18 protein-coding genes and 2 pseudogenes are annotated in these 18,198 nt (G+C 52.5%); 1 reads left to right on the top strand and 19 read right to left on the bottom strand.

The genetic code is table 11. The features are described from left to right. Nucleotides 1-116 precede the first annotated feature (116 nt). The 16 genes and pseudogenes from ACWHXP_RS23260 to ACWHXP_RS23185 form a co-directional block, all read right to left on the bottom strand. On the bottom strand, nucleotides 117-416 hold the full coding sequence (locus ACWHXP_RS23260; RefSeq protein WP_489634938.1) for a hypothetical protein: 300 nt from the start codon (nucleotides 414-416) through the stop codon (nucleotides 117-119). Between the two features lie 37 nt (nucleotides 417-453). Continuing rightward, entirely contained in the window at nucleotides 454-990 is a 537-nt protein-coding gene (locus tag ACWHXP_RS23255) for a hypothetical protein (protein ID WP_134040221.1), read from the bottom strand. Between the two features lie 142 nt (nucleotides 991-1,132). After that, on the bottom strand, nucleotides 1,133-1,486 hold the full coding sequence (locus ACWHXP_RS23250) for a hypothetical protein (RefSeq protein WP_489634939.1): 354 nt from the start codon (nucleotides 1,484-1,486) through the stop codon (nucleotides 1,133-1,135). 143 nt (nucleotides 1,487-1,629) lie between these two features. Next, the gene (locus ACWHXP_RS23245) at nucleotides 1,630-2,985 is read right to left on the bottom strand and encodes a lysozyme inhibitor LprI family protein (protein ID WP_489634940.1); all 1,356 of its coding nucleotides are present in this window, start codon (nucleotides 2,983-2,985) and stop codon (nucleotides 1,630-1,632) included. A gap of 345 nt (nucleotides 2,986-3,330) precedes the next feature. Continuing rightward, entirely contained in the window at nucleotides 3,331-3,711 is a 381-nt protein-coding gene (locus ACWHXP_RS23240) for a hypothetical protein (RefSeq protein ID WP_489634941.1), read from the bottom strand. 109 nt (nucleotides 3,712-3,820) lie between these two features. Then, the gene (locus tag ACWHXP_RS23235; protein ID WP_489634942.1) at nucleotides 3,821-4,249 is read right to left on the bottom strand and encodes a hypothetical protein; all 429 of its coding nucleotides are present in this window, start codon (nucleotides 4,247-4,249) and stop codon (nucleotides 3,821-3,823) included. Between the two features lie 180 nt (nucleotides 4,250-4,429). Next, a complete protein-coding gene (locus ACWHXP_RS23230; protein ID WP_489634943.1) occupies nucleotides 4,430-4,840 on the bottom strand; it encodes an SMI1/KNR4 family protein in 411 nt (136 codons plus the stop codon). An 81-nt stretch (nucleotides 4,841-4,921) separates the two neighbouring features. Then, nucleotides 4,922-5,533, bottom strand: coding sequence for a T6SS immunity protein Tdi1 domain-containing protein (locus ACWHXP_RS23225; RefSeq protein ID WP_489634944.1), 612 nt, complete (start codon nucleotides 5,531-5,533; stop codon nucleotides 4,922-4,924). A gap of 70 nt (nucleotides 5,534-5,603) precedes the next feature. Further along, a complete protein-coding gene (locus ACWHXP_RS23220; protein WP_489634945.1) occupies nucleotides 5,604-6,269 on the bottom strand; it encodes a DUF6392 family protein in 666 nt (221 codons plus the stop codon). A gap of 138 nt (nucleotides 6,270-6,407) precedes the next feature. Next, entirely contained in the window at nucleotides 6,408-6,896 is a 489-nt protein-coding gene (locus tag ACWHXP_RS23215; RefSeq protein ID WP_489634946.1) for a hypothetical protein, read from the bottom strand. A 71-nt stretch (nucleotides 6,897-6,967) separates the two neighbouring features. Then, nucleotides 6,968-7,798, bottom strand: coding sequence for a hypothetical protein (locus ACWHXP_RS23210; RefSeq protein WP_489634947.1), 831 nt, complete (start codon nucleotides 7,796-7,798; stop codon nucleotides 6,968-6,970). 952 nt (nucleotides 7,799-8,750) lie between these two features. Further along, nucleotides 8,751-11,459 (bottom strand): bpX6 domain-containing protein, encoded by a 2,709-nt coding sequence (locus ACWHXP_RS23205; RefSeq protein WP_489634948.1) that lies wholly within the window; start codon nucleotides 11,457-11,459, stop codon nucleotides 8,751-8,753. Continuing rightward, nucleotides 11,449-13,257 (bottom strand): hypothetical protein, encoded by a 1,809-nt coding sequence (locus ACWHXP_RS23200; protein ID WP_489634949.1) that lies wholly within the window; start codon nucleotides 13,255-13,257, stop codon nucleotides 11,449-11,451. The genes ACWHXP_RS23205 and ACWHXP_RS23200 overlap by 11 nt, the downstream gene beginning before the upstream one ends. Further along, nucleotides 13,254-13,670 carry a bpX5 domain-containing protein gene (locus ACWHXP_RS23195; RefSeq protein WP_489634950.1) on the bottom strand — a complete coding sequence of 139 codons (417 nt, stop codon included), beginning with the start codon at nucleotides 13,668-13,670 and terminating at the stop codon, nucleotides 13,254-13,256. The genes ACWHXP_RS23200 and ACWHXP_RS23195 overlap by 4 nt, the downstream gene beginning before the upstream one ends. After that, nucleotides 13,670-14,791 carry an AAA family ATPase gene (locus tag ACWHXP_RS23190; protein ID WP_034336441.1) on the bottom strand — a complete coding sequence of 374 codons (1,122 nt, stop codon included), beginning with the start codon at nucleotides 14,789-14,791 and terminating at the stop codon, nucleotides 13,670-13,672. The genes ACWHXP_RS23195 and ACWHXP_RS23190 overlap by 1 nt, the downstream gene beginning before the upstream one ends. A gap of 107 nt (nucleotides 14,792-14,898) precedes the next feature. Next, nucleotides 14,899-15,309 (bottom strand): annotated as a pseudogene (locus tag ACWHXP_RS23185) (XdhC family protein); the annotation flags it as partial. Between the two features lie 59 nt (nucleotides 15,310-15,368). Here ACWHXP_RS23185 and ACWHXP_RS23180 point away from each other — a divergent pair. After that, nucleotides 15,369-15,533 (top strand): annotated as a pseudogene (locus tag ACWHXP_RS23180) (IS30 family transposase); the annotation flags it as partial. A gap of 183 nt (nucleotides 15,534-15,716) precedes the next feature. On the opposite strand, the gene ACWHXP_RS23175 reads toward ACWHXP_RS23180, so the two are convergent. From ACWHXP_RS23175 to ACWHXP_RS23165, 3 genes are all read right to left on the bottom strand, one after another. Next, complete coding sequence (locus ACWHXP_RS23175; RefSeq protein WP_489634951.1) at nucleotides 15,717-16,178, bottom strand: DUF7832 domain-containing protein; 462 nt, start codon at nucleotides 16,176-16,178, stop codon at nucleotides 15,717-15,719. A 748-nt stretch (nucleotides 16,179-16,926) separates the two neighbouring features. Then, nucleotides 16,927-17,244 carry a hypothetical protein gene (locus tag ACWHXP_RS23170; protein ID WP_489634952.1) on the bottom strand — a complete coding sequence of 106 codons (318 nt, stop codon included), beginning with the start codon at nucleotides 17,242-17,244 and terminating at the stop codon, nucleotides 16,927-16,929. A gap of 219 nt (nucleotides 17,245-17,463) precedes the next feature. Next, nucleotides 17,464-17,787, bottom strand: a complete 324-nt coding sequence (locus ACWHXP_RS23165) for a hypothetical protein (protein WP_489634953.1) — start codon at nucleotides 17,785-17,787, stop codon at nucleotides 17,464-17,466. Nucleotides 17,788-18,198: the final 411 nt, after the last annotated feature.

Below are 18,198 nucleotides of genomic sequence, written 5' to 3'. Positions count from 1 at the left end.
GGACCCAAAAATCGAAAGCGTACGGCCCTCGCGGTGCTTTCTTAAATTCGGATAGTTGAAAAATTATTGGCATGTGCTTTATCTATTGAAAGTCCGCTTTTGGCCGTATTGAGACTTCATGGAATCAGGTCTACCGTTTCGCCAATCTTCAAAAGCTCGCCATCTTTACGCTCCAGCAATTCAAAGGAAAATACGGTCAAATCTGGTGAGCCGTCTGGTCGTAGTGCGCGTGGTTGTAAAAATTGGCACTTGATACGACCGCCGGCCAGACGCGAGTCCGGCCCTACTCTGAAGTCACCTTTGTCTACTTGACGCGCCAACACATATGGAGCATTGCCAGTCGATAGATATTCCAATTTGAATCGCATATCTGATTCCTTATTGAACGGCATCCTCTGGCCAATAGAAGACATCATATTCCACGCCTTTAGCAAGTCTTTTCGCACTGGGAGCCTATGCCGCCGAACGTTGCGAGAGAACAAAAAACATTTCCTCTTCATTCTCGTCAAATGCCGCATCATGTCGGAATCCGACTAATCGCTCTGCCAGCATAATCGGGACATCAAAAACATAGTCGACATCCGTACGGCCATCCTGTAGCTGCAGCATCTCCGCGCGTACCTCATCAAAAAAGACAGGCGGATTGCCCATCACATCAAGGCTCATGACCCCATCTTCTGCGTCGTGAGCAATAAACCATTGCTCTTTTCCATTTTCCCAGCAAGCTGCCGTGCTGACCATTGCATGCTCTTCTATCTGACATGCGACGATCTTCGTGCTTGCGGAGAGCATACGCAGAAATTCCGGTTTCAATGCCGAAGGACTGGGGGTGTCAAACCATACGACGTACCATCCAGTTGGCAGCGCAATTCCCGCGCGAGCGGTTTCTGTGAATGACTGACGTTGATTGGTCTCAGCTAAACCCAATGCACTAAGCACAATCTCTTTCTTATCGGACGGAGTGGCTAACCAAGAGATAGAAAAACCCATTAATCTCCTTCATTTAATGTAAGCAGTTACATATCTAGGCCGCTAGGGGATACCTGAACTGGAATCAATTTGGGCAAAGCGACGACTAACTGGGCAGGACGAAGCCTCAAAAGTCTGTCCCGGCCCGATTGCGAACTTTGATTCAATCATCGTCACCATACTCATGTGCATCAGAATCCATGACTTGATGGAATTCGGCTAGAGACTGGTAGGTGATAACTGACGGGTATTCTGCTGGATTATTATGCGGGCCGGTTGCCCAGTCGAGATGGACAACTACCATTGCTCCATCGCAACAAAGGACCAATACATCATCGTTGTCCACTCGACGGCCAACGACTTCAATATCTTTCCCCCAGAGGGGATGGCCTTCTGCAAGCTCTCGTTCCAGTTGGAGCTGAAGAGCAGGTACGTCTCGAGGATGGGTCAACGGCCTCCATGGCATCCTCCATAAAATGTCATCGATTGTTTTTGTCATTAATGATAGAAATGGCATGTCTGCTCCTGGCCGATTGCGGACCAGGTGATGGTTCGTTCAAGCACTTATTTTTCGTCCCCGAAAACATAGTATTCCAGCATTCCAAGTCCATCTCCTGGCAGCACCCACCAATAAAGCTTCTCTCCCGAGGAAAACTAAGCTTAATGTTTTTGAAGGGCACCAATTAAATTTCTCTCGAACGAGCGTAGCGTTCTACTTCGATTCAGTAGCTTTGTGAATTCTTCGTCTTTAAGAACGTGAAATGTTTTGCCAATCGCCGGTGCGTCACTGGTCATGTCGGAACGGAATCGATACCAATTGTCGTCCGAGAGTCGTAGCCAGAATGTTCCATCGGCTCGTACAAAGACGGACTGAATCTGATCAATGAAGACATTAGAAGTGTAGTGATCAGAATCGTTGGGAATGAATCCTTTGGGGAGTGGGGCTGAGAGAGCACACGTAGGGGTTCTTTGCTTCTCAGCCTTGGTCCGAATTTCTATAATTTTGAATGTTCCTCCAGAATATTCGTTCGGGCGAATCGGAAGAGACTTCAGGGCGGCAGCATTCACATAAATTCCGCTAGCAAAAGGATTTGCGCTACATTTTGCACTTCCTCCATCACTTACTAAAATACTCTCCAAAGCTGAAGGTGAAACGCCCAATATCGGAACATCTTCAGCAACACGACCATACCAATGATTTGGCGCTCGCCTGACAAGGCGACTTAATGTTGATAGCTCATCTTTTGAGAGCGGACGCGTCATGAACGGCGCTGTAGAATCCGCGTCGCTATCTTCGGAAGTCTGTTGGAACCATGAAGGCACTTCGCCCATGAGATAAATTTGCTGGCTAACGATGCCCCACGCGGGTGTCGCCTGTTTATCATCCAGCGTCCATAATCCTGAATTGAGCAAAGTCGATGCTGATTCAGGCGATGTGATCCATGAACGCAGTCGATCATATGCCTCTCGTGGAAAGCATTCATGATCGAGAAACTGTTTTGTTTTACTTCGGTGGCATTGCATGGAGAGGCAGGAGCGCGTCTCGGTCAGATAACGCGTCAAGAGTTGGTCGTATCCAAGGCGAAAACGTTGCTCGTCGTCGGTGCCGGAAATGTTTAGCTGCGAGACATAGGGCCTCCATTTCTCCCACATTTCTTTCACAATCTCCTGCAATGCTCGTGCATCGTTTGCCGCACAGACTCTCATCTCATTCGCGGCCGCCGGCGTTACGCAATCGATTTGGAAATCCTCAATGCGCCTCTCGTATAGGCGTTGCAGGCACTCTGCATTTTCACCACCACAACCTGCCAGGGAAACAAGCCATCTGCGCTGTTCCAGGGTAATCGCATTTCGCTCTTCCTTATCACTGACCGTTGACATCATGTATCGATAGGCAGCGTCCATTTTTCCGTCAAGCCGAGCGAGATCTGGTGTACCACAAATCTTTTTCTCAACAGGCTTGTCCGCTTTTTCACACTTGAAGCTTGGATACGACTGAGCGTAGGAAATTTGCACCGTCGATGCCATCGCGAACATCAAGACGAATTGGACAAGCCATGATAGAACTGTCCGGCAATCATACAAAGACGCAACGAAAGTGAGATGGCGCACCTAACTCCCCCCATTATTTTTTCTCGAGCAAAGTGGATGTAAATTGAAATTGATCTTGCAGAAAATCAGTTGATGAGGTCTGGCAGGACATCGTGCAAAGTTGTCCTGGCTGCCTGCTCCTGGCCGGAAGCGGACAAGTCATACCGCATCAGTTTCAATAAGTCGTTCTCCCTGCGTAACACCTGCAAAGCAAGGGCCGGCATCCTAAGTGCTGTGGCGAAAATATTGAAGAGTTAAGCTTTAGGTTTGTCATTCTTCTTGCGCCCAATCATCTGGACCGGACCTGATCTCATCTAGCGTCGCGCCAGGTTTTTCTCGCAACTTCTTGCGCATGGCTGCGATGCTACCTGAGGCTTCTCTAAGAGCTCGGGCAGCGTACAAAATCATATTCTCGGCCTCATCATCGTGCGCTGGCCCATGCTTGATCAATTCAGCACACACCAATGCGCTGCGACACTGTTCATACAAACCTAACTTATCCAGATCGTGTTTAGACGCCTCGAGGCTTTCGTTAACCATTTCGATTCCGTGAGGAATGAACTCCGGATTATGGCCTTTGCGGTAGCTGCTAACGGAACCCAATGCATAATCAAGATTTTTCTCAAGCTCCCGCAGTTCTTTCTTACCCATATCCTATTTTCCTTTTTTTAATAGCTCCGGGCCATGCGACCGCTTCTGGCCGAATGCCGACCCATTGTGTCGTCCGTTATCGAGTCCAAGCCATTAGACGGCGGGAGAATCAGACGAACAGCTTACGTTTCCCGGCCGGTAGTGTACGGGCCATGTCCGCAAAGCCTTGGTAGAAGAATGGAATGTTATCGGCAGGGTCACCGTTCAAACGACCACGTATCTTCTCCCAGGTGGCAATGGCAATGTGTGTCGTTGGTTCGCCGACGATAAGAACTGGGCCTTTCGCCTCGTCTAGCCATGCGTACTCGCCCCCGTACGTGGTGCGTGCAACTTCAAGGACGTAGCAGCCAAGGAGCTGAACTAAGCTCGAAATCTCGGGCTGAGGCATTTCACTGATGTAGTCCGAGGCTTCTGCCAGCATCTCTTCCACGATTGAAAGGCTACCCTCAGAGAAATCTAAACCGCCGCGCGACCGGTCATGAAAGGTGTCTACAGCCCGCTTGGCGGTATCGGCTACATCTTGAAGAACTGTTGCCATCAGTTTTTGATTAGTGAGGGTTTAGGAGTAATACAACCACGCATATCAGATTTTGGCCGATTGCGGCCGAAACGATTTTTGCTTTGCATTGCCTCTTAATCCGGGGCCATTATCATCTACCTCTGTCGGGTATCGCCCCTTTATAAATAAAACCGGTCAATTGCATTCTCAAAACAAACTCTACGTGAGCTTCTCGAAATCTGCCTTATAGACCTCGAGGATAGTTGAGCCGAGCAGTTCGTACTCACCCTCCATGTGATGGTGGAAAGCTATGATCTCCCCCGGCCGTGTCCAATTGATACCCCAGGCCTCATCAGCGCTTGATAGGCCAAAAAAGACGAAGGGTTTAATATCAAATCCCGGCCGCAATCCCTGCCACTCCATCCAGAGCGAGGTGGTGACACCAACTAATTCGTCCAGAGGTAGTAGATACGAAGAATTACCAATGCTTTCCCTAAATCCGTCAGCTTGCATGTACAGCACCTTCAGGTCCTCGGGCAGTCGAATGCCGAGTTCCGCCTCTGCACTTTCAATTGCAGCTGCAGATGAAGGTGCGCTAAAACGCCAGTCTGGAAATTGCTCTTTAATCATTTCTCTATTCGCCTTTACCTGAATCAATTTATGTCGCCGCAGCCGATGTCCTCTTCTGGCCGTTAGAGACCGTCAAATTTTCTAGCGTATGTTTATTTTGGCGCCTTCTGGAAGCCCCCTCACTTGCCGAATCAATTGCGATGAAATGTGCCAATAGACATCGATGTCGCATAGCTCTAAATTTTCAAGGCGGTCTTTACCTCCTAGAAAAAGCGGCCTTTTGTAGCCAATACATTCTTCCAGAGCAGGAGACTTCCCACCGTGACCTAACCATTCTTGGAAGAATTCGGTTGCTAATGCGGCATCCCTATAGTGGATTAACTCTTCATCATGAAAGGTCAAGATGTTGGCGGGTATCTCAAGAGCTTCGCCAGATCCTGGTTCAAACATGACGATTCCAGGCAGACCATCTACCACCCGTGAAGAATCTTCGGCAAACAGTCTCCCAAGCCAGTCGTAGCCGAAACATGTTATTCGTTTCTCGAAACCGGGAAAACACAGAGTCACCCGTTGAGCCCATGGCCCGATCTCGGTCGCTAGAAGGACACGATACACGCCGCCACCATAGGATCGCCCTCCCAGCACCTCTATAACTTTGAAGACAACCTGATCACCAGGCGAAGGACGCTGATATTCCTGGGCAAAAGAAGACGGCGTATCCGGTGGGAATTCTCTTAAGAATTGATCGAACATGAAAAGCGCCTAAATTGAATTATGGGAATGTCTTTTTTTGCCCATTGCGGACTTTTCAATGAAGTAAGAATTACCGGTAGCGCGTCCAAGAATCCCAAGGATTGTCTACATCAATATCGATGTAGCCACGCTCGCTGTCTTTGTACAGTTTGAAATAACGGGGCATGACCGTAGCCTCGCAATTATCTCGAGCATCAAAAACTTCTTCAATGGTCAAAGGAGCGCCTTTCCTCTTCTCCATATCCACGAGGATATTTAGGAGCGACGGTTCTGGAACAACCACCATGGGTTCGCTTGCGGGAATTCCCACTAGACTACGCACGTCTTGCAGGCTGACAAGAAAAATCCGGCTGCCATCTGGGGCATATTCGCAGTGAATTCGAAAATTTGAATAGACGAATAAATCCCAAGGATTACCCACATGAGAGTCGCCAGTACTGCTTTTATAGGGGGCACCAAGTTTCCCCCTGACGGCGTCTTGCGAGTCAGAGAAAAAGAGGTCGCCATTCACATGCCCGGAAAAAGCCTCATAACTATCGTCTTTGCCGGGACCAAATAGCTGAGCGCAGTATATTTCCCCACTTTGTCTGTCCGAAATTAAGCAGATTCCTCGTTGAGGAATCTCGAGATAAATATCATTCAAAAAAATAGTTTCATCATCGGAGACCGTGACTTCTTTTCCAAAGACACTTATCACGTCGTCGACTTGCTTACCTAAAAAATCTGATATTTTCATTTTTCGTAAAGTTAAACCTAAAAGCATCTGATGGGCTGAAGGACTTTACTTTCGTCGAACTGCAAAGGAGCGCTTCTGGCCTATAGCGCGCGCCTTGACTTGCCAGCGAGAAGGTCCGCTTCTGGCCGATTGTGGTCGTTATCTTTTCAATTTATGAAACACTGCGTAGGACGACTCTCTATCGTTGAATGCACACCCCCTGAAATAAAAAATATAGTTTTTTGTTTCAATTGTTCTGTGAACAAATATCCCATCTACCGCTATGCGATAGGCGGCTGTCTCTTGAATCACCTTCGACTGTATCCGATTTAGCTCGGAGAGAATTGATCCATATTCAGGGCTGACAGCTCCGGGTAATATGCCAGGAAAAATTGGCAACGGCGCTCCGGTATCATCCTCTATGGACATAACAGACACTCTTTTCGCCGCATCGTCGCCTGGAACGAACAAGACCCCCGTAACGAATGGCGAATCGACACTGTCTATGAATTCGTTGTTCTTGTATTTGCTTGTTTGAAGGCAAACACCATCCGCCAGCCTGTAAAGTGACCCTACCAAAAAAGCCATGGGATCAATGGGACCGTTGTACTTCGTCTTGTCGCCTACAGGCCCAGCATTGATGGCCATAGCAGCCTCCCGATTGATGACTCTTCATCAATTTAGCCGTTCAGGCGAGAAATTTCGACGAAAGTACATAATTAGGAGACATTTAATGGAATAACCTCACTTGAGTAATCAACCAGTACTCCTCGATGCCGCGCCAGCTTTGCTAATGCAACAGACCACACGTCAAATACACGCGGATTATTTTCCAAGAATCCATCCAATACTTGGTTGTGATCTACTTTTTTATCCGTCGAACGCTGAAGAAATAGCGCTTCCTGCCGCGCCAAAATTTTATTAAATTCAGCATTATCTCGCTTGAAGATCAGGCTCATCAATTCATCATAATTGAAATAAACGCTAAAGTAGCGATCAATTATTTTATCCTTCGCATAGCGGGCTTGCGCATGTGCAAACGCCTTCTGATCATCCAATGTGAGAGCAATAATCATTTTTATGATTTCGTCGTGCGGATTGTTGTTTTCCCCCTCTAAACCCTCCTCCTTCATGACGGGTAAGTAGCAAGCCTCTGCCAGCCGCACTGCGCGCTCCCAATCCTCGGTTAAAAATAGTGCTAGGAACGGGAAAGTCAAATTCTTCACATGAATGAAATTGGTGTCCGTAAAACCGATGGCATTGGCTTGACGGATAGCATTTTCAATATGATCGAGGAACGGGGTTATGTCCTTTAATGCTTTTCTGCCCAGATCCCAGTCTTTTTTACTGCGCACGTATAACGCATGCTTGCCAATAAGGCTCTCAATGGCATCGCTCGAGTTTCGAACAACGTATTCAAAGTTTTTTTCGGCATAATTAACAGGGAGAGTGCTTTTAATAATTTCTATCCCGCTATCGGCGTACGATAATTTAAAGCCAATAGGATCATCCTTATAGATTGGGGTTTGGGATTTTTTCTTAAAAAACATTAGCGCCCCACATTTTTGTTGATGAAATATCTATTTGCGTTCAAATTCGCGCCAATCCCATCTGTAAATGTTCGAAGATTGAATTGAGCCAGGCGTTCGTTGCGATTGAGAGATGCAAAACTCTCTATTCTGCCCGTGGCAATCTGAACTCGCATATCGTTAACTAATTGTATATTCGCAGTAGGGATTTCCGAATACCTATCCACAGCGTTTTGGATGTATCTGGCTGACCCCTGCCTATGCTTCAGCGACCCAAAAAGACATTTCCTTGCCATGTCGATGCCAAGCCAATCGCGTCAATGAGAAGCCATTGCCAATCGCTCAGTACCTTCCTTCCCAGTTCGTCATCGAAAACGGTAATTAGCCCCGAGTCGTACACCCCGGGGGGCGACAGAGACCGTCGCCGTCAATTTTCCGGTCACCGCATAGGAAGGCATCGGCTCAGTCGGACTATAGATATGCTCGAACTTACTCAATGCTTTAACCCCTAGTTAAAAGTAACGTAACTATTTGGAGGTCCCGAGGACACGGTAAAGGAAATCGTAAAGGCCAATACATCCGGTGTATCGCCTGGGGCGGGGAAGCCTTCAATCGTCAGTACCCCATCTTCTTAGAGCCCTCTTCAGCTGGTCCGTTTCTGACCGATTGCCGGAAATTTCTACTTTAGACCGGTACTAATTCTGGGGTACGGTCACGCCAGCAGATCAGCAACAGGTATCCATCCTTGAGGATCCAAAAACAAACCTAAAAACATCCGGTTTATGACGGAGCACCAAGCTGAGAAATTTGCTCAGTTCTACCAACGTAGTATTCATATCGTTGTTAAAAACAGGTTCGTAAATAGTATTGATCACGCCGAGTTCCGCACGGGTATCAATGAATAGATTGCCACTGGAATTTCCAGCTAAGTGATCAGGCACAGTCAACAATGGACTGCCCTCCCATCGTTCACCTACACCAGTATCAATGTATGCACCTGGCTGTCGTCACAGCCTATATCGATCAGCCGACCGGCCTGGTCGAACAGCAGAATATGATTGTTGTCGAGACGAACGCGGGCTGATTCGCCAGCCGCCAACGACAACTCTGCAAAGGTCATTCCCGTCCATACGTCCGCCACCACGCATCGCGAGCGGGCGTCATCGGAATGGCTGCGTACCAGCAGCAATCCCTGGGAGAGGCTGACTTCTGGTTTGTCTCGCGCGCTGTCCAGTGCGATCTCTACCGAAGCGGAGATATCACGGCTGTGCACCAACAACGACGAAAAAGGCGCATTCGACGGAAGTCGAAGCACCGTCGGCGTGTCGCGGGTGCTGTTCGGTAATAACTGCCAAACCTGCTCACCCGGACGAGGGAAGCTGTCACGTTGCAGGAGTCGGCGCGAAGGCAATTGATAACGCCATTGCTGTATTTCGTCAGCGCCGGATAGCAACAGTGTTTGCGTGCCCGACTCTTCTTGAAAGGCAAAAATCTGTCCCGGCAAGTCTGCGACTTGCCAACTCACCGCCAATTGCTCCTTGCTGGTGTCAATGGCGACCAGCCGATTGTCGATCACCGCATTCCAGATCAAGCCATCATAATCATCCGCCCAGAAACGCAGTGGCTGCACGATCCAATCCGCTACCTTGCCTGCCAGCAGGTCGATCCGACTGACTCGCCACATGCGGTCACGGGGCGCCAGGGCCAGCGCGCGTTGCCCTCCTGCGGCAATGACCAGGCGTGTTGCCGGAACGGGGAATTGCATCAGTTGGCGGCCATAGCGGTCGATGCGAACAACGCCCGCCTCGCCCAGTGCAAGCAGATAGTGACCATCTGACAAACAACGGGCATCGTGTATCGGCAGCAGACCACGCTCTGTCAGATGCACAGGCAATGTCTGTCTACGCGCCCGTAGCGTTTGTGGCGGCTCCGCGTTGGAAATGCTGAGCGGCGGCAAATCCGCTTTCAATACATGGTCCTCGGATAGCTTCAACAGTTGCGCGAACGACTTTTGGTCGAAGCTATTGCGCCCCGTCATCCGGTCCGCCAGCAACGGCCGCATCAGTTCTGCAGCCAGACGCCTGGTAGCAAACGAATGCTGCGCCATGGTCTTCAATTCCCTTCCCAAGCGGGCACGCTGTTGTGCACCCGGCTCACTCTGATCGTCGAGCAACTGCAGGATGCTGCTCTCACTGCTGGCCAGGCTGTCCGGCAACAGGGTCAGCTTTTTAAGCAGTGCAAGCAAGCCCAGCGTGCCGCCGGCGCGCTCCGCCTGCAACAGCCAAGTCAATGCCTGGTCACGCTGATCGGCAAGCGGCCAGATGACTTCAGCGGCTTCGCTCAGGTGAGCGCGCAAGGCAAGATCCTGCGCCCACAGCAGCCGCAGCGTGGCTGCCTGCGGACTCTGGCGGCGCTCCAGCAACTGCACCGCGGCAGCAAACGCCTGCCCGAGTTGAGCCAGTTGCAGCGCCCGCTCAATGTTGCCTTCCAGGCACCACAGTCGTACCGCAATCTCAGGCGCCAGCTCCATCGTTTCGGCCAGTTGCGCCGCTTGCTTGATGCGACCTTTGCGCTCAAGATAGTCGACCGCTTCGCCACCACATTTGAGCAATTCGGCCAGCACAAAGGTGGCTTCGTCGATATTGCCTTCCCGGTCCAGGCGTTCGAAGGTGCTACGGTATTTATTGCGTAAATAATTTTCCAGCTCGGCGCCCAGACCGATGGCGTTACTCACCGACTGCGGGCCGGTGATATCCAGGCCTGCACGCGGACGCGGCGTACCAAAAGCTGGTCGACTGACTTTAGACAATGCATCGAGGGGGATGGCATAGCGCAGAGCTTCCTGCATATCACCTTTTTCCAGCAATTCCATCATCTTGCGCAGATAGGCTGCCTGACGCCAACCAATAACTTTTGAGGCACGCGTGATGATCGCCAGTTTTTCCGCCATGGCGCGCAGAAGCTGCGCCAGTGTCGAAGCCCCTGATGCGTTTGTGGAGCGCGGTGATGTTTGCTCCTGCCGCACAGTCTGTTGGGAGCCACCACCGAGTAGCTTGCGCAGGATCAACGGGATGCCTCCCAGCAGCATAGCCGCCAGCCCAACCGTAGCTTGCGCCACGGCGGTCCCCGGCATTCTGTTGAGTCCCTTGCGCTGCACCTGCTCCACGCGTTTAAAAAAGTCCTCACGTTGGGCACTGGGCGAAGGGATCGCGCCAGCGAAGATGCTGCGCACCGGCGTCACCGTCAGCGGCTCCACACCAACCGCCTCACCTCGCGGCGGCAGCAACGGCACATGCAAGGTAATCGCGCTGAGATCCAACCAGGCTGCGGGATTGATACGTGGCGCTGCAACCAGACTGATCAGTTGTACTTGTGCCGCCCGTACCAGCCAGATACTGGCGGTGGGCGTCGCGGCGCGTTCATCCGGCGCAAGTGGCGCGCTGCTGAGAATACCTGACTGCTCACACAAAGGCAGGCCGTCCAACATCGCACAATGGCCGTAGCGGGGTGCCGCCAGCATCAGCAAATAACCGTCTTGCACCAGATGCAGCCGCGCGCCCGGCGTCCAATGCTTCAACACCCGGCGCCGGGCTTCAGTCTCACCGAGAAGGGCCAGGTCAAACCACAGCGCATGCACCATCTGCATGCCCTCATACAGCGGGCGCCGGATTTTATGACTCATCCAGACCTCCATCGTGGGAAATTTGCAGCAGCGGCTGATCGTCGTCAATGGCACGCACGACGACGGTGCTGGTTTTTGCTGTAATCCACGCAATCCGGCTACTGGCCACGTCCATGCAGGCATGCTGGATGGGCTCGGCCGTAGCAGCCAGCTCATGGCGTGCTTGGCCGACGCGCAACTCTATCCGCCGCTTTGCGGGATGTAGAACCACCAACCCGGCTTGTGCATGTTTCTTGCTCAAAACAACTCCGAGCACGGTCACGCCCTCTTCGACTTCTATCGTTTCACCAACACCGGACTTACCCAGTGACCAACTGGTGGCGCTCCGTTGAATTGCCATCAGGCCGAAGTTGCAATTTCGATGCCGCTCTTTGCTTCCACCATATAGCAGTTGCCTTCCGGCTTGCTCAAGTCGCCCTTGCTTAAGCGGTACGACATGTTGACTGCTCCAGGTATATAAATCGATGCCATCGCCGTCGGCTGAGGCAAAGAATAAAATGTTGTTGACCTGCTGAATACCGATCACATCGTTGGCGATGTGGAGAAATTGCGGCTCAGAATTGGCCTGATTTTTCATGCGTTTATCTGCACGCCAGCACACCAGCCGTTTTTTGGTATCAAGCACGACTACATCTTCGCTCGGATGAGCGTGGTCGCGTGAGAGCAGATAAAACGTCGGCAGCCAGCGCGCCATGCCCGGCGGCGCATGAAAATCATCCTGCGGTGGCCGCTCGCACATGGTCCGCTGACCTGAGAACAGCGGCCCGGGAAATCCGCGAAAATCCAGCTTGCCGTCCACCGACGTGATGAAAGACAAATTCGGTTTGAAGACGCCTGCGGCAAGGATAGCGCCACTGGTCGGCGCGGCCTGGACGCGATGCTTGCCCGGTTTGGATTGTGCCGATTGCGGTACGTTGTAGACGATCGCGCCGCCGCCGACTTGCGCCACGCAGAGCCAGTTGCCGCCACTGGAAAAACGCGGCGCCTGGGCGCGCGACGGCCGGCTGCCGCGATGATGAAAAACACCCAGTGGCGCAGCCGGCGTGAACGGTGCCCGCAGCAGACGCACCGCCGCTGGCGTGTCGGGCAGCTCCAACTGCAGCGCGCGACGATCGTGCCGCTGCTGCAAGCTGACCTGCAAAAAGTTGCCGCTCAAGGCGCGCCGGATAAGGATACGGTTGACGATTGGTAGCGGCGCTTCACCACCACCGACAAACCAGCAATCGGTCTGTTCTGCATCGAACACTGCTTGCCATTGTTCGCGCGCATCGGCCGGCGGCGCCAGCAAGCTGCGCGACTTCAGCAATTTACGGATGCCACCTAGACCGGTATCGTCATGCAGGATTCCCGGTTGCTGCAGAATGCCCCAACTGAATTGCGCGTCGGCTTGTTCTGCACGGCGCGCCAGCAGGATAAACAAGGCCATCTGCGCCAGGCGCGGCTCCCCCAGCTGTGCCAGTCCGGCGTCGAACAAAGCAACGCTGCGCAAGGAGCGCTGTTGCAGCGCCGGCTCCGGACCGTTGAATAATAATTCGCCATTACCGGCGCGACGAATGAACTCGTCCGGCTCGGCATCCGCATAGACCCACTCGGTCATCAGCAGGCGCTCATAATTGCCGCGGCGGACAATATTGCCGATGCCGGCCGGTTCAATGCCGCGTACCGGAGTGGCGGTGCTGAGCTTGCCGATCAAAGGCTGCAGACGCAGCAAGAGCTCACCGACAGCAGGGATCAGGTCTGGCGCAAACAGCGTCAGCCAGGCTGCCCATGGCTCCAGTGGTGCGGGTAGCCGGGTCATGCCAACTGCCCTGCCAGCCAGTCCAGCAACTGCGGCGTCAGCGTTTGCGCAGCGGCAAGCGACAGTATTTGTTCCGGCCTATGCCATAGCAGCACCGGGCTGCTGCCGGCGCGCTCGATCAAATTCGATTGCAGCAGATCGACCGGCAACAAAGGTTCAAGATGAGTAGGCGTCCACAAGTTGGGCGCTTGCGGTGAAGGCGCGCAGTAGCGCGCCCCGTCAATCCAGGGCAGCGCCTGATTGACGCCCAGTACCACCAGCAAATCGCGTGTAGCGACCACCGACAATACTTGCAGTTGCTCGTCGCTGCATTGTCGCAACTGCGCCAATAGCGCCGGCAGCAACGCGCCGGCCGCCACCAGCCCGGCCGGCGTCAGCGCACTGGTGCGCGCTTGCCATGCCACTACTTGCATCAGACGCCACTCACGGCGGCAACCAGACGCTTGCGGCGTTCGCCCAGTTCTGGCGGCATTTGTTCCGGATCAAAGTTGGCATCGATCTCGCGTAGCAAGGCTTCGAACTTGGGACGCGCATCGCCAGAGCTGCCATCGGCCAGCAGCAGATCGGCGCTTTCCGCCAGACGTGACAGCCGCGCCAATGGTTGTTGGGCCACTTGCTCCACTACCGCGTGCAGCAAGGGATGACTGGCTTCGGCTAGCAGTTCACGCAAGACTTCGCGGGCGCTATGTTGGCCGGCGGCCGTCGGGATCACATACAACAGCGGCCACAGGTCGGCACGGCTGGCTGTCTCACGCCCTGCCAGCACCGTCGCCGCTGCGATCAGTTGCTGGGCTTTGACAATGCGCCGGTCCGACAAGGGGATATGGGCCTGACGCAATAGTCGGATCGCCTGTGCCAAGGGCATGTGCACGCTGTCCAAATCGACTTTCGACACCGCGCGATTAAGTACATCGAGACTGGACAATTCAGCGGCGGCCGTCACCTTGTTTTGGCCTGCCGCCCAGCCGCCGGCCAGCAGATCTTCCAAACGATGGTCGGCTACCGGTTCGACAAACACGTGCAGCAGAAAACGGTCGGCAAACGCGGCCAGACCTTCGTCTTCCGGCAGGCTGTTGGCGGCGCCAACACAAACTCGCAATGGGCAAGCAATGCGTGTGTGGCCGCGACGGAATTGGCGTTCGTTCAACAAGCCCAGCAAGGTATTGAGAATAGCGGTCGAGCCGAGGAACACCTCATCGAGAAACGCGATCTCCGCCTCCGGCAACATGCCAGCGACATCCGTTTCGACCAGGCCTTCGCGCAACTTGCCGAGGTTGACTGGGCCGAACAGCTCTGAAGGCTCGGTAAAGCGGCCCAGCAAATATTCAAAATACTGTCCGCCCAGACTTTGCGCCACACGTCGCACTACGGCGCTTTTTGCGGTACCTGGAGGCCCTACCACCAGAAGATGTTCTTGTGCGACGGCAGCAAGAATCATCAGTTCGGCAAGCTGTTCGCGATCAACCAGCCCTGCTGTGGCTTCGCGGATGGCGACGCGCAGACTTCCTGCGGCTTGGTTCACAGTCAAGGTCATAGGTACTCGGATCGATGTCAGGAATGGTCCGGCATCTTAACAAAAAAAAACAATGGTGCGTCACGGAAACTGCCCCTGATCCGTCGGCAAAATCAAGATACGCAGCATCATTGTGATGGATGCTTCCCTATTTTTTTTGCAGACAGAATAACAATCCCATGACGCACAGCAGTCATTTCGGCAATCACCGAGACGGCAATCTCGGCCGGCGTCTTGCTGCCTATATGCAAGCCGACCGGGCCGTGCAAACGCGCGACATCTTCCGCATTGAGGTCGAATAAAGCCAGCCGCTCGCGGCGGCGCGCATTGTTGTCGCGCGAACCGATAGCGCCGACATAGAAGGCCGGCGAACGCAAAGCTTCCATCAACGCCAGGTCATCGAGCTTGGGATCATGTGTGAACGCTGCCACGGCAATGCAGGCATCGGGTCGCATCTCGATGACGAGATCGTCCGGCATGGCATGCGCTACCGGCACGCCGGGCACCTGCCACACGCTACAGAATTCATCACACGGATCGCGGATACCAAGGCGGATTCAACCGGTCGTCGCAACACCTTCAACCGAGAAGGTGTTTCATGGGGAAGAACGCAATACGGCTCCGGAAATTAACGGGGCGAGAAGAAATGCCATCGCCGGTTGGACCGGTGCTCCGAGGCGAGCTCGAACGTCGGTTCTGGGAGCAGATTGCTACGGGGATCACTCGCGAGAGTGCCGCAGCGGCTGTTGGAGTCTCTCGGGCTCAACCCAAGACAGGGATGCAGCAATTAAATAACATAAGACGGCGACTACGTTTGTGATGGCCAGCACCTTAGTACGCGGTTTATATGAACTAGCAATTTTTGTGTCTGACGGCATAACTAACCCTTTTTCTTTGCGTCGCGGAAGTCCGCAAATGGCCGACAGCTGACTTAATGAGCTAACGACTAAGCAGAAATTGACTGCGTCCATACGGAAAACCGCTCATCGAAGCGACGCTTGATCAGCTCGTAGTTTTCCCAAGTATCTTTCACCGCGTAATCGGAACCCAAATCCTTGACTAGAAGCTCCCGATAGTCTTTCAAAAACATACCCTTAGAAAAATCAAAGTAGTCTCGTGCAAAGCGATTTCCGGTGCTGGTAATCATGTAATCAATCAAGCATTCACCCAATCGTGCATATAACTGGGGGCCAGTCAGCTCGCGTCGTTTGAACCGCGCAATGGCATCCGCGATATGAGGTGTGCTGTCATCTAGAAAATCCATATCAGCCAGCCAGCCGACAAAAACGCCGGTATGCACATAAGCCTGAGTGGCGGGAAACGACGACGGGAAGTCGTCTGCGCCATAGTGATACTTAGCCTTGTCATAAACGAAAGGCTGTTCATCCGGTGAAGTTTTCTTTGTCATACTTGCCCTGGTTTGATGTTTCGTTAGGATTCGGTAAAGGCAGCTCCTGGCCGATTGCGGCCAAATTTAAGCGGAAGTCTGCTCTGGATATTGCTTAAGCTTTCCATTGCTATGGTAATTTAAGAAATCAGACATGATTGGCGTTAGCTCTGTTTTTGCTGCGATTTTCCAAAATCTTGTTTCCCCGAGCACGGGGACGAGACCATCGATGAGTCCTTTGCTGCAATTATGGCTCGCAGACGTCAGCCAGTACTGCAATAAAAGAATAACTTCCTCCAACGGGAGCTGTGATGACCTGGTGAGGGAAAGTGCATACCTGTAGTTCCTCGGAAACAGAGTTCTTATGAACTCGATACGCCCGGAAACCGATTGAGAGCGTAGCCACCTGCGGAGTTCGGTATCAACCTGTGCAATGCCTGAACGACGGACGAACTGTTCTGGTTTGTATTGTAGCTCACTCATATCAGTCATTACTTCAGCTATATCTGCTTGGTGGACATGAAGGGCTGCTGTTGGCCGATAGCGGACACATAGCCCCAATAACAATGACGATCGCCGATATGCAAACCGCCTATGCTTCTCAGCAAATCATGCGAGCCCCTAGACTGGCATGTGGTCGCGATAGCTCCGTTATCTGCCGTTCAGCATTAACTAAAAACGCGGCCAGGAAAGCACGCTGCTGAAAACTTGCGGACGACATCGGGACGTTGAAACGCAAGCATGGAAGCAGCAAGAAATAAGCGGGCGCTCAACGGCAAGTATTGAGATCTGTATTGCTGATGATCATTCCTTGCTTGCTGCCTACGCTCAGGCTCAATGACATATCCTCGGAACGATAACCAGGTTCATCTTGTTCCAGAACGATATACTGCGCGCCGTTTTTCCAGGCACGCAGAGATCCGTAAACCCTTCCCTTTTTGATGTCTTTCAGATACTCGGCTGTTGCGTCGCTATAGTTCTTGTCGAAGCAAAGACAGCGGCCAAAACGGGAACCTGAACATGCGCAAATTCCATCTGGCAGAGTGGTGCTCCCATCACCATCAAAGACTTTGCACGAGGAAAGCATTTATTGGGTTTAGAATCCGAGTCCTGTACGACAACAGCCTTCTTCGATACAAGTAATTGCGCATCAGCCATTTGCCTTACAGTTCTGGGGGTGGCACTTAATTTCTCACAGGCCTCCTGGACCGAGCTTGCAGTCGCCTGAAACGCATCATTGTTACGACACAGACATCGACATCGGGTGAATCTGCAACCGCCAATTCCTGGCCGTCACCAAACACCTTCAGCGATTCACAAGCAGAACGATGGCAGAAAAGATCATTCCCCAAAATACCAACGCGCCTGCCAATCCCATCAACATGAGGATCTGGCTGAGATAACGAAGAGCGGATCGGGCTTGATGGAATCTGTCATTCATCTTTGCCAGGAACAGGATGGCGAGCCCCGAACAAATGGTGAAGAAGATGGTGCCGCGGATACTGGCCGTGACAACCCGATTCCCCTCCTTCAACCACGCGGAATAGGAATGGTCCATGAAGCTCACTACTATCAGCCATTGAATCGCGATAACGATGCCCGCAAGGACCAGTCCGATTTTTGTCTTCATTGAAAATGAGAAGTCATATTTCAGGCCATTTGCCAGTAGTACTTCGCCGCCAGCCGATAGGCTCGCAATTGTTCGGTGACGCTTGCATCCAAGGCAAGCGGTTCATCAATGACTTGTGAGAGCGGATCGCAGGTCATATGGCTTCTTTCGATATGTCGGTTGGGCCGCAGTCCGTCCCGGTCCGATTGTGGGCATCGTGCGCAAGAACAATCCATGTCACTCGCGGTTGCACAGGACTCCGATTACATCGTTACAGGTACCGATTGGCCAACTCGTCGAGCGCCACCGATAGGTTCCGGGACCGATGAAACGCATCTCCCATTCACGATATCGCTCAGGAATTCCGGACAGGTCGGTGTTGTATTTGATGATCAAAACGTTGGGACCGCTGCTGACGATGGTCGCTGAATA

It is taken from the genome of Herbaspirillum sp. Her2 (assembly GCF_057961375.1).
This window is presented reverse-complemented; position numbering and strand designations above follow the sequence as displayed.

Coding starts and splice junctions, on each gene's coding strand:
- ACWHXP_RS23250 (WP_489634939.1), bottom strand. CDS start 1,486: ATGCCATTTCTATCATTAATGACAAAAACAATCGATGACATTTTATGG.
- ACWHXP_RS23220 (WP_489634945.1), bottom strand. CDS start 6,269: ATGAAAATATCAGATTTTTTAGGTAAGCAAGTCGACGACGTGATAAGT.
- ACWHXP_RS23230 (WP_489634943.1), bottom strand. CDS start 4,840: ATGATTAAAGAGCAATTTCCAGACTGGCGTTTTAGCGCACCTTCATCT.
- ACWHXP_RS23215 (WP_489634946.1), bottom strand. CDS start 6,896: ATGGCCATCAATGCTGGGCCTGTAGGCGACAAGACGAAGTACAACGGT.
- ACWHXP_RS23240 (WP_489634941.1), bottom strand. CDS start 3,711: ATGGGTAAGAAAGAACTGCGGGAGCTTGAGAAAAATCTTGATTATGCA.
- ACWHXP_RS23175 (WP_489634951.1), bottom strand. CDS start 16,178: ATGACAAAGAAAACTTCACCGGATGAACAGCCTTTCGTTTATGACAAG.
- ACWHXP_RS23210 (WP_489634947.1), bottom strand. CDS start 7,798: ATGTTTTTTAAGAAAAAATCCCAAACCCCAATCTATAAGGATGATCCT.
- ACWHXP_RS23170 (WP_489634952.1), bottom strand. CDS start 17,244: ATGCTTTCCTCGTGCAAAGTCTTTGATGGTGATGGGAGCACCACTCTG.
- ACWHXP_RS23260 (WP_489634938.1), bottom strand. CDS start 416: ATGATGTCTTCTATTGGCCAGAGGATGCCGTTCAATAAGGAATCAGAT.
- ACWHXP_RS23225 (WP_489634944.1), bottom strand. CDS start 5,533: ATGTTCGATCAATTCTTAAGAGAATTCCCACCGGATACGCCGTCTTCT.
- ACWHXP_RS23190 (WP_034336441.1), bottom strand. CDS start 14,791: ATGACCTTGACTGTGAACCAAGCCGCAGGAAGTCTGCGCGTCGCCATC.
- ACWHXP_RS23255 (WP_134040221.1), bottom strand. CDS start 990: ATGGGTTTTTCTATCTCTTGGTTAGCCACTCCGTCCGATAAGAAAGAG.
- ACWHXP_RS23235 (WP_489634942.1), bottom strand. CDS start 4,249: ATGGCAACAGTTCTTCAAGATGTAGCCGATACCGCCAAGCGGGCTGTA.
- ACWHXP_RS23195 (WP_489634950.1), bottom strand. CDS start 13,670: ATGCAAGTAGTGGCATGGCAAGCGCGCACCAGTGCGCTGACGCCGGCC.
- ACWHXP_RS23200 (WP_489634949.1), bottom strand. CDS start 13,257: ATGACCCGGCTACCCGCACCACTGGAGCCATGGGCAGCCTGGCTGACG.
- ACWHXP_RS23205 (WP_489634948.1), bottom strand. CDS start 11,459: ATGAGTCATAAAATCCGGCGCCCGCTGTATGAGGGCATGCAGATGGTG.
- ACWHXP_RS23165 (WP_489634953.1), bottom strand. CDS start 17,787: ATGAAGACAAAAATCGGACTGGTCCTTGCGGGCATCGTTATCGCGATT.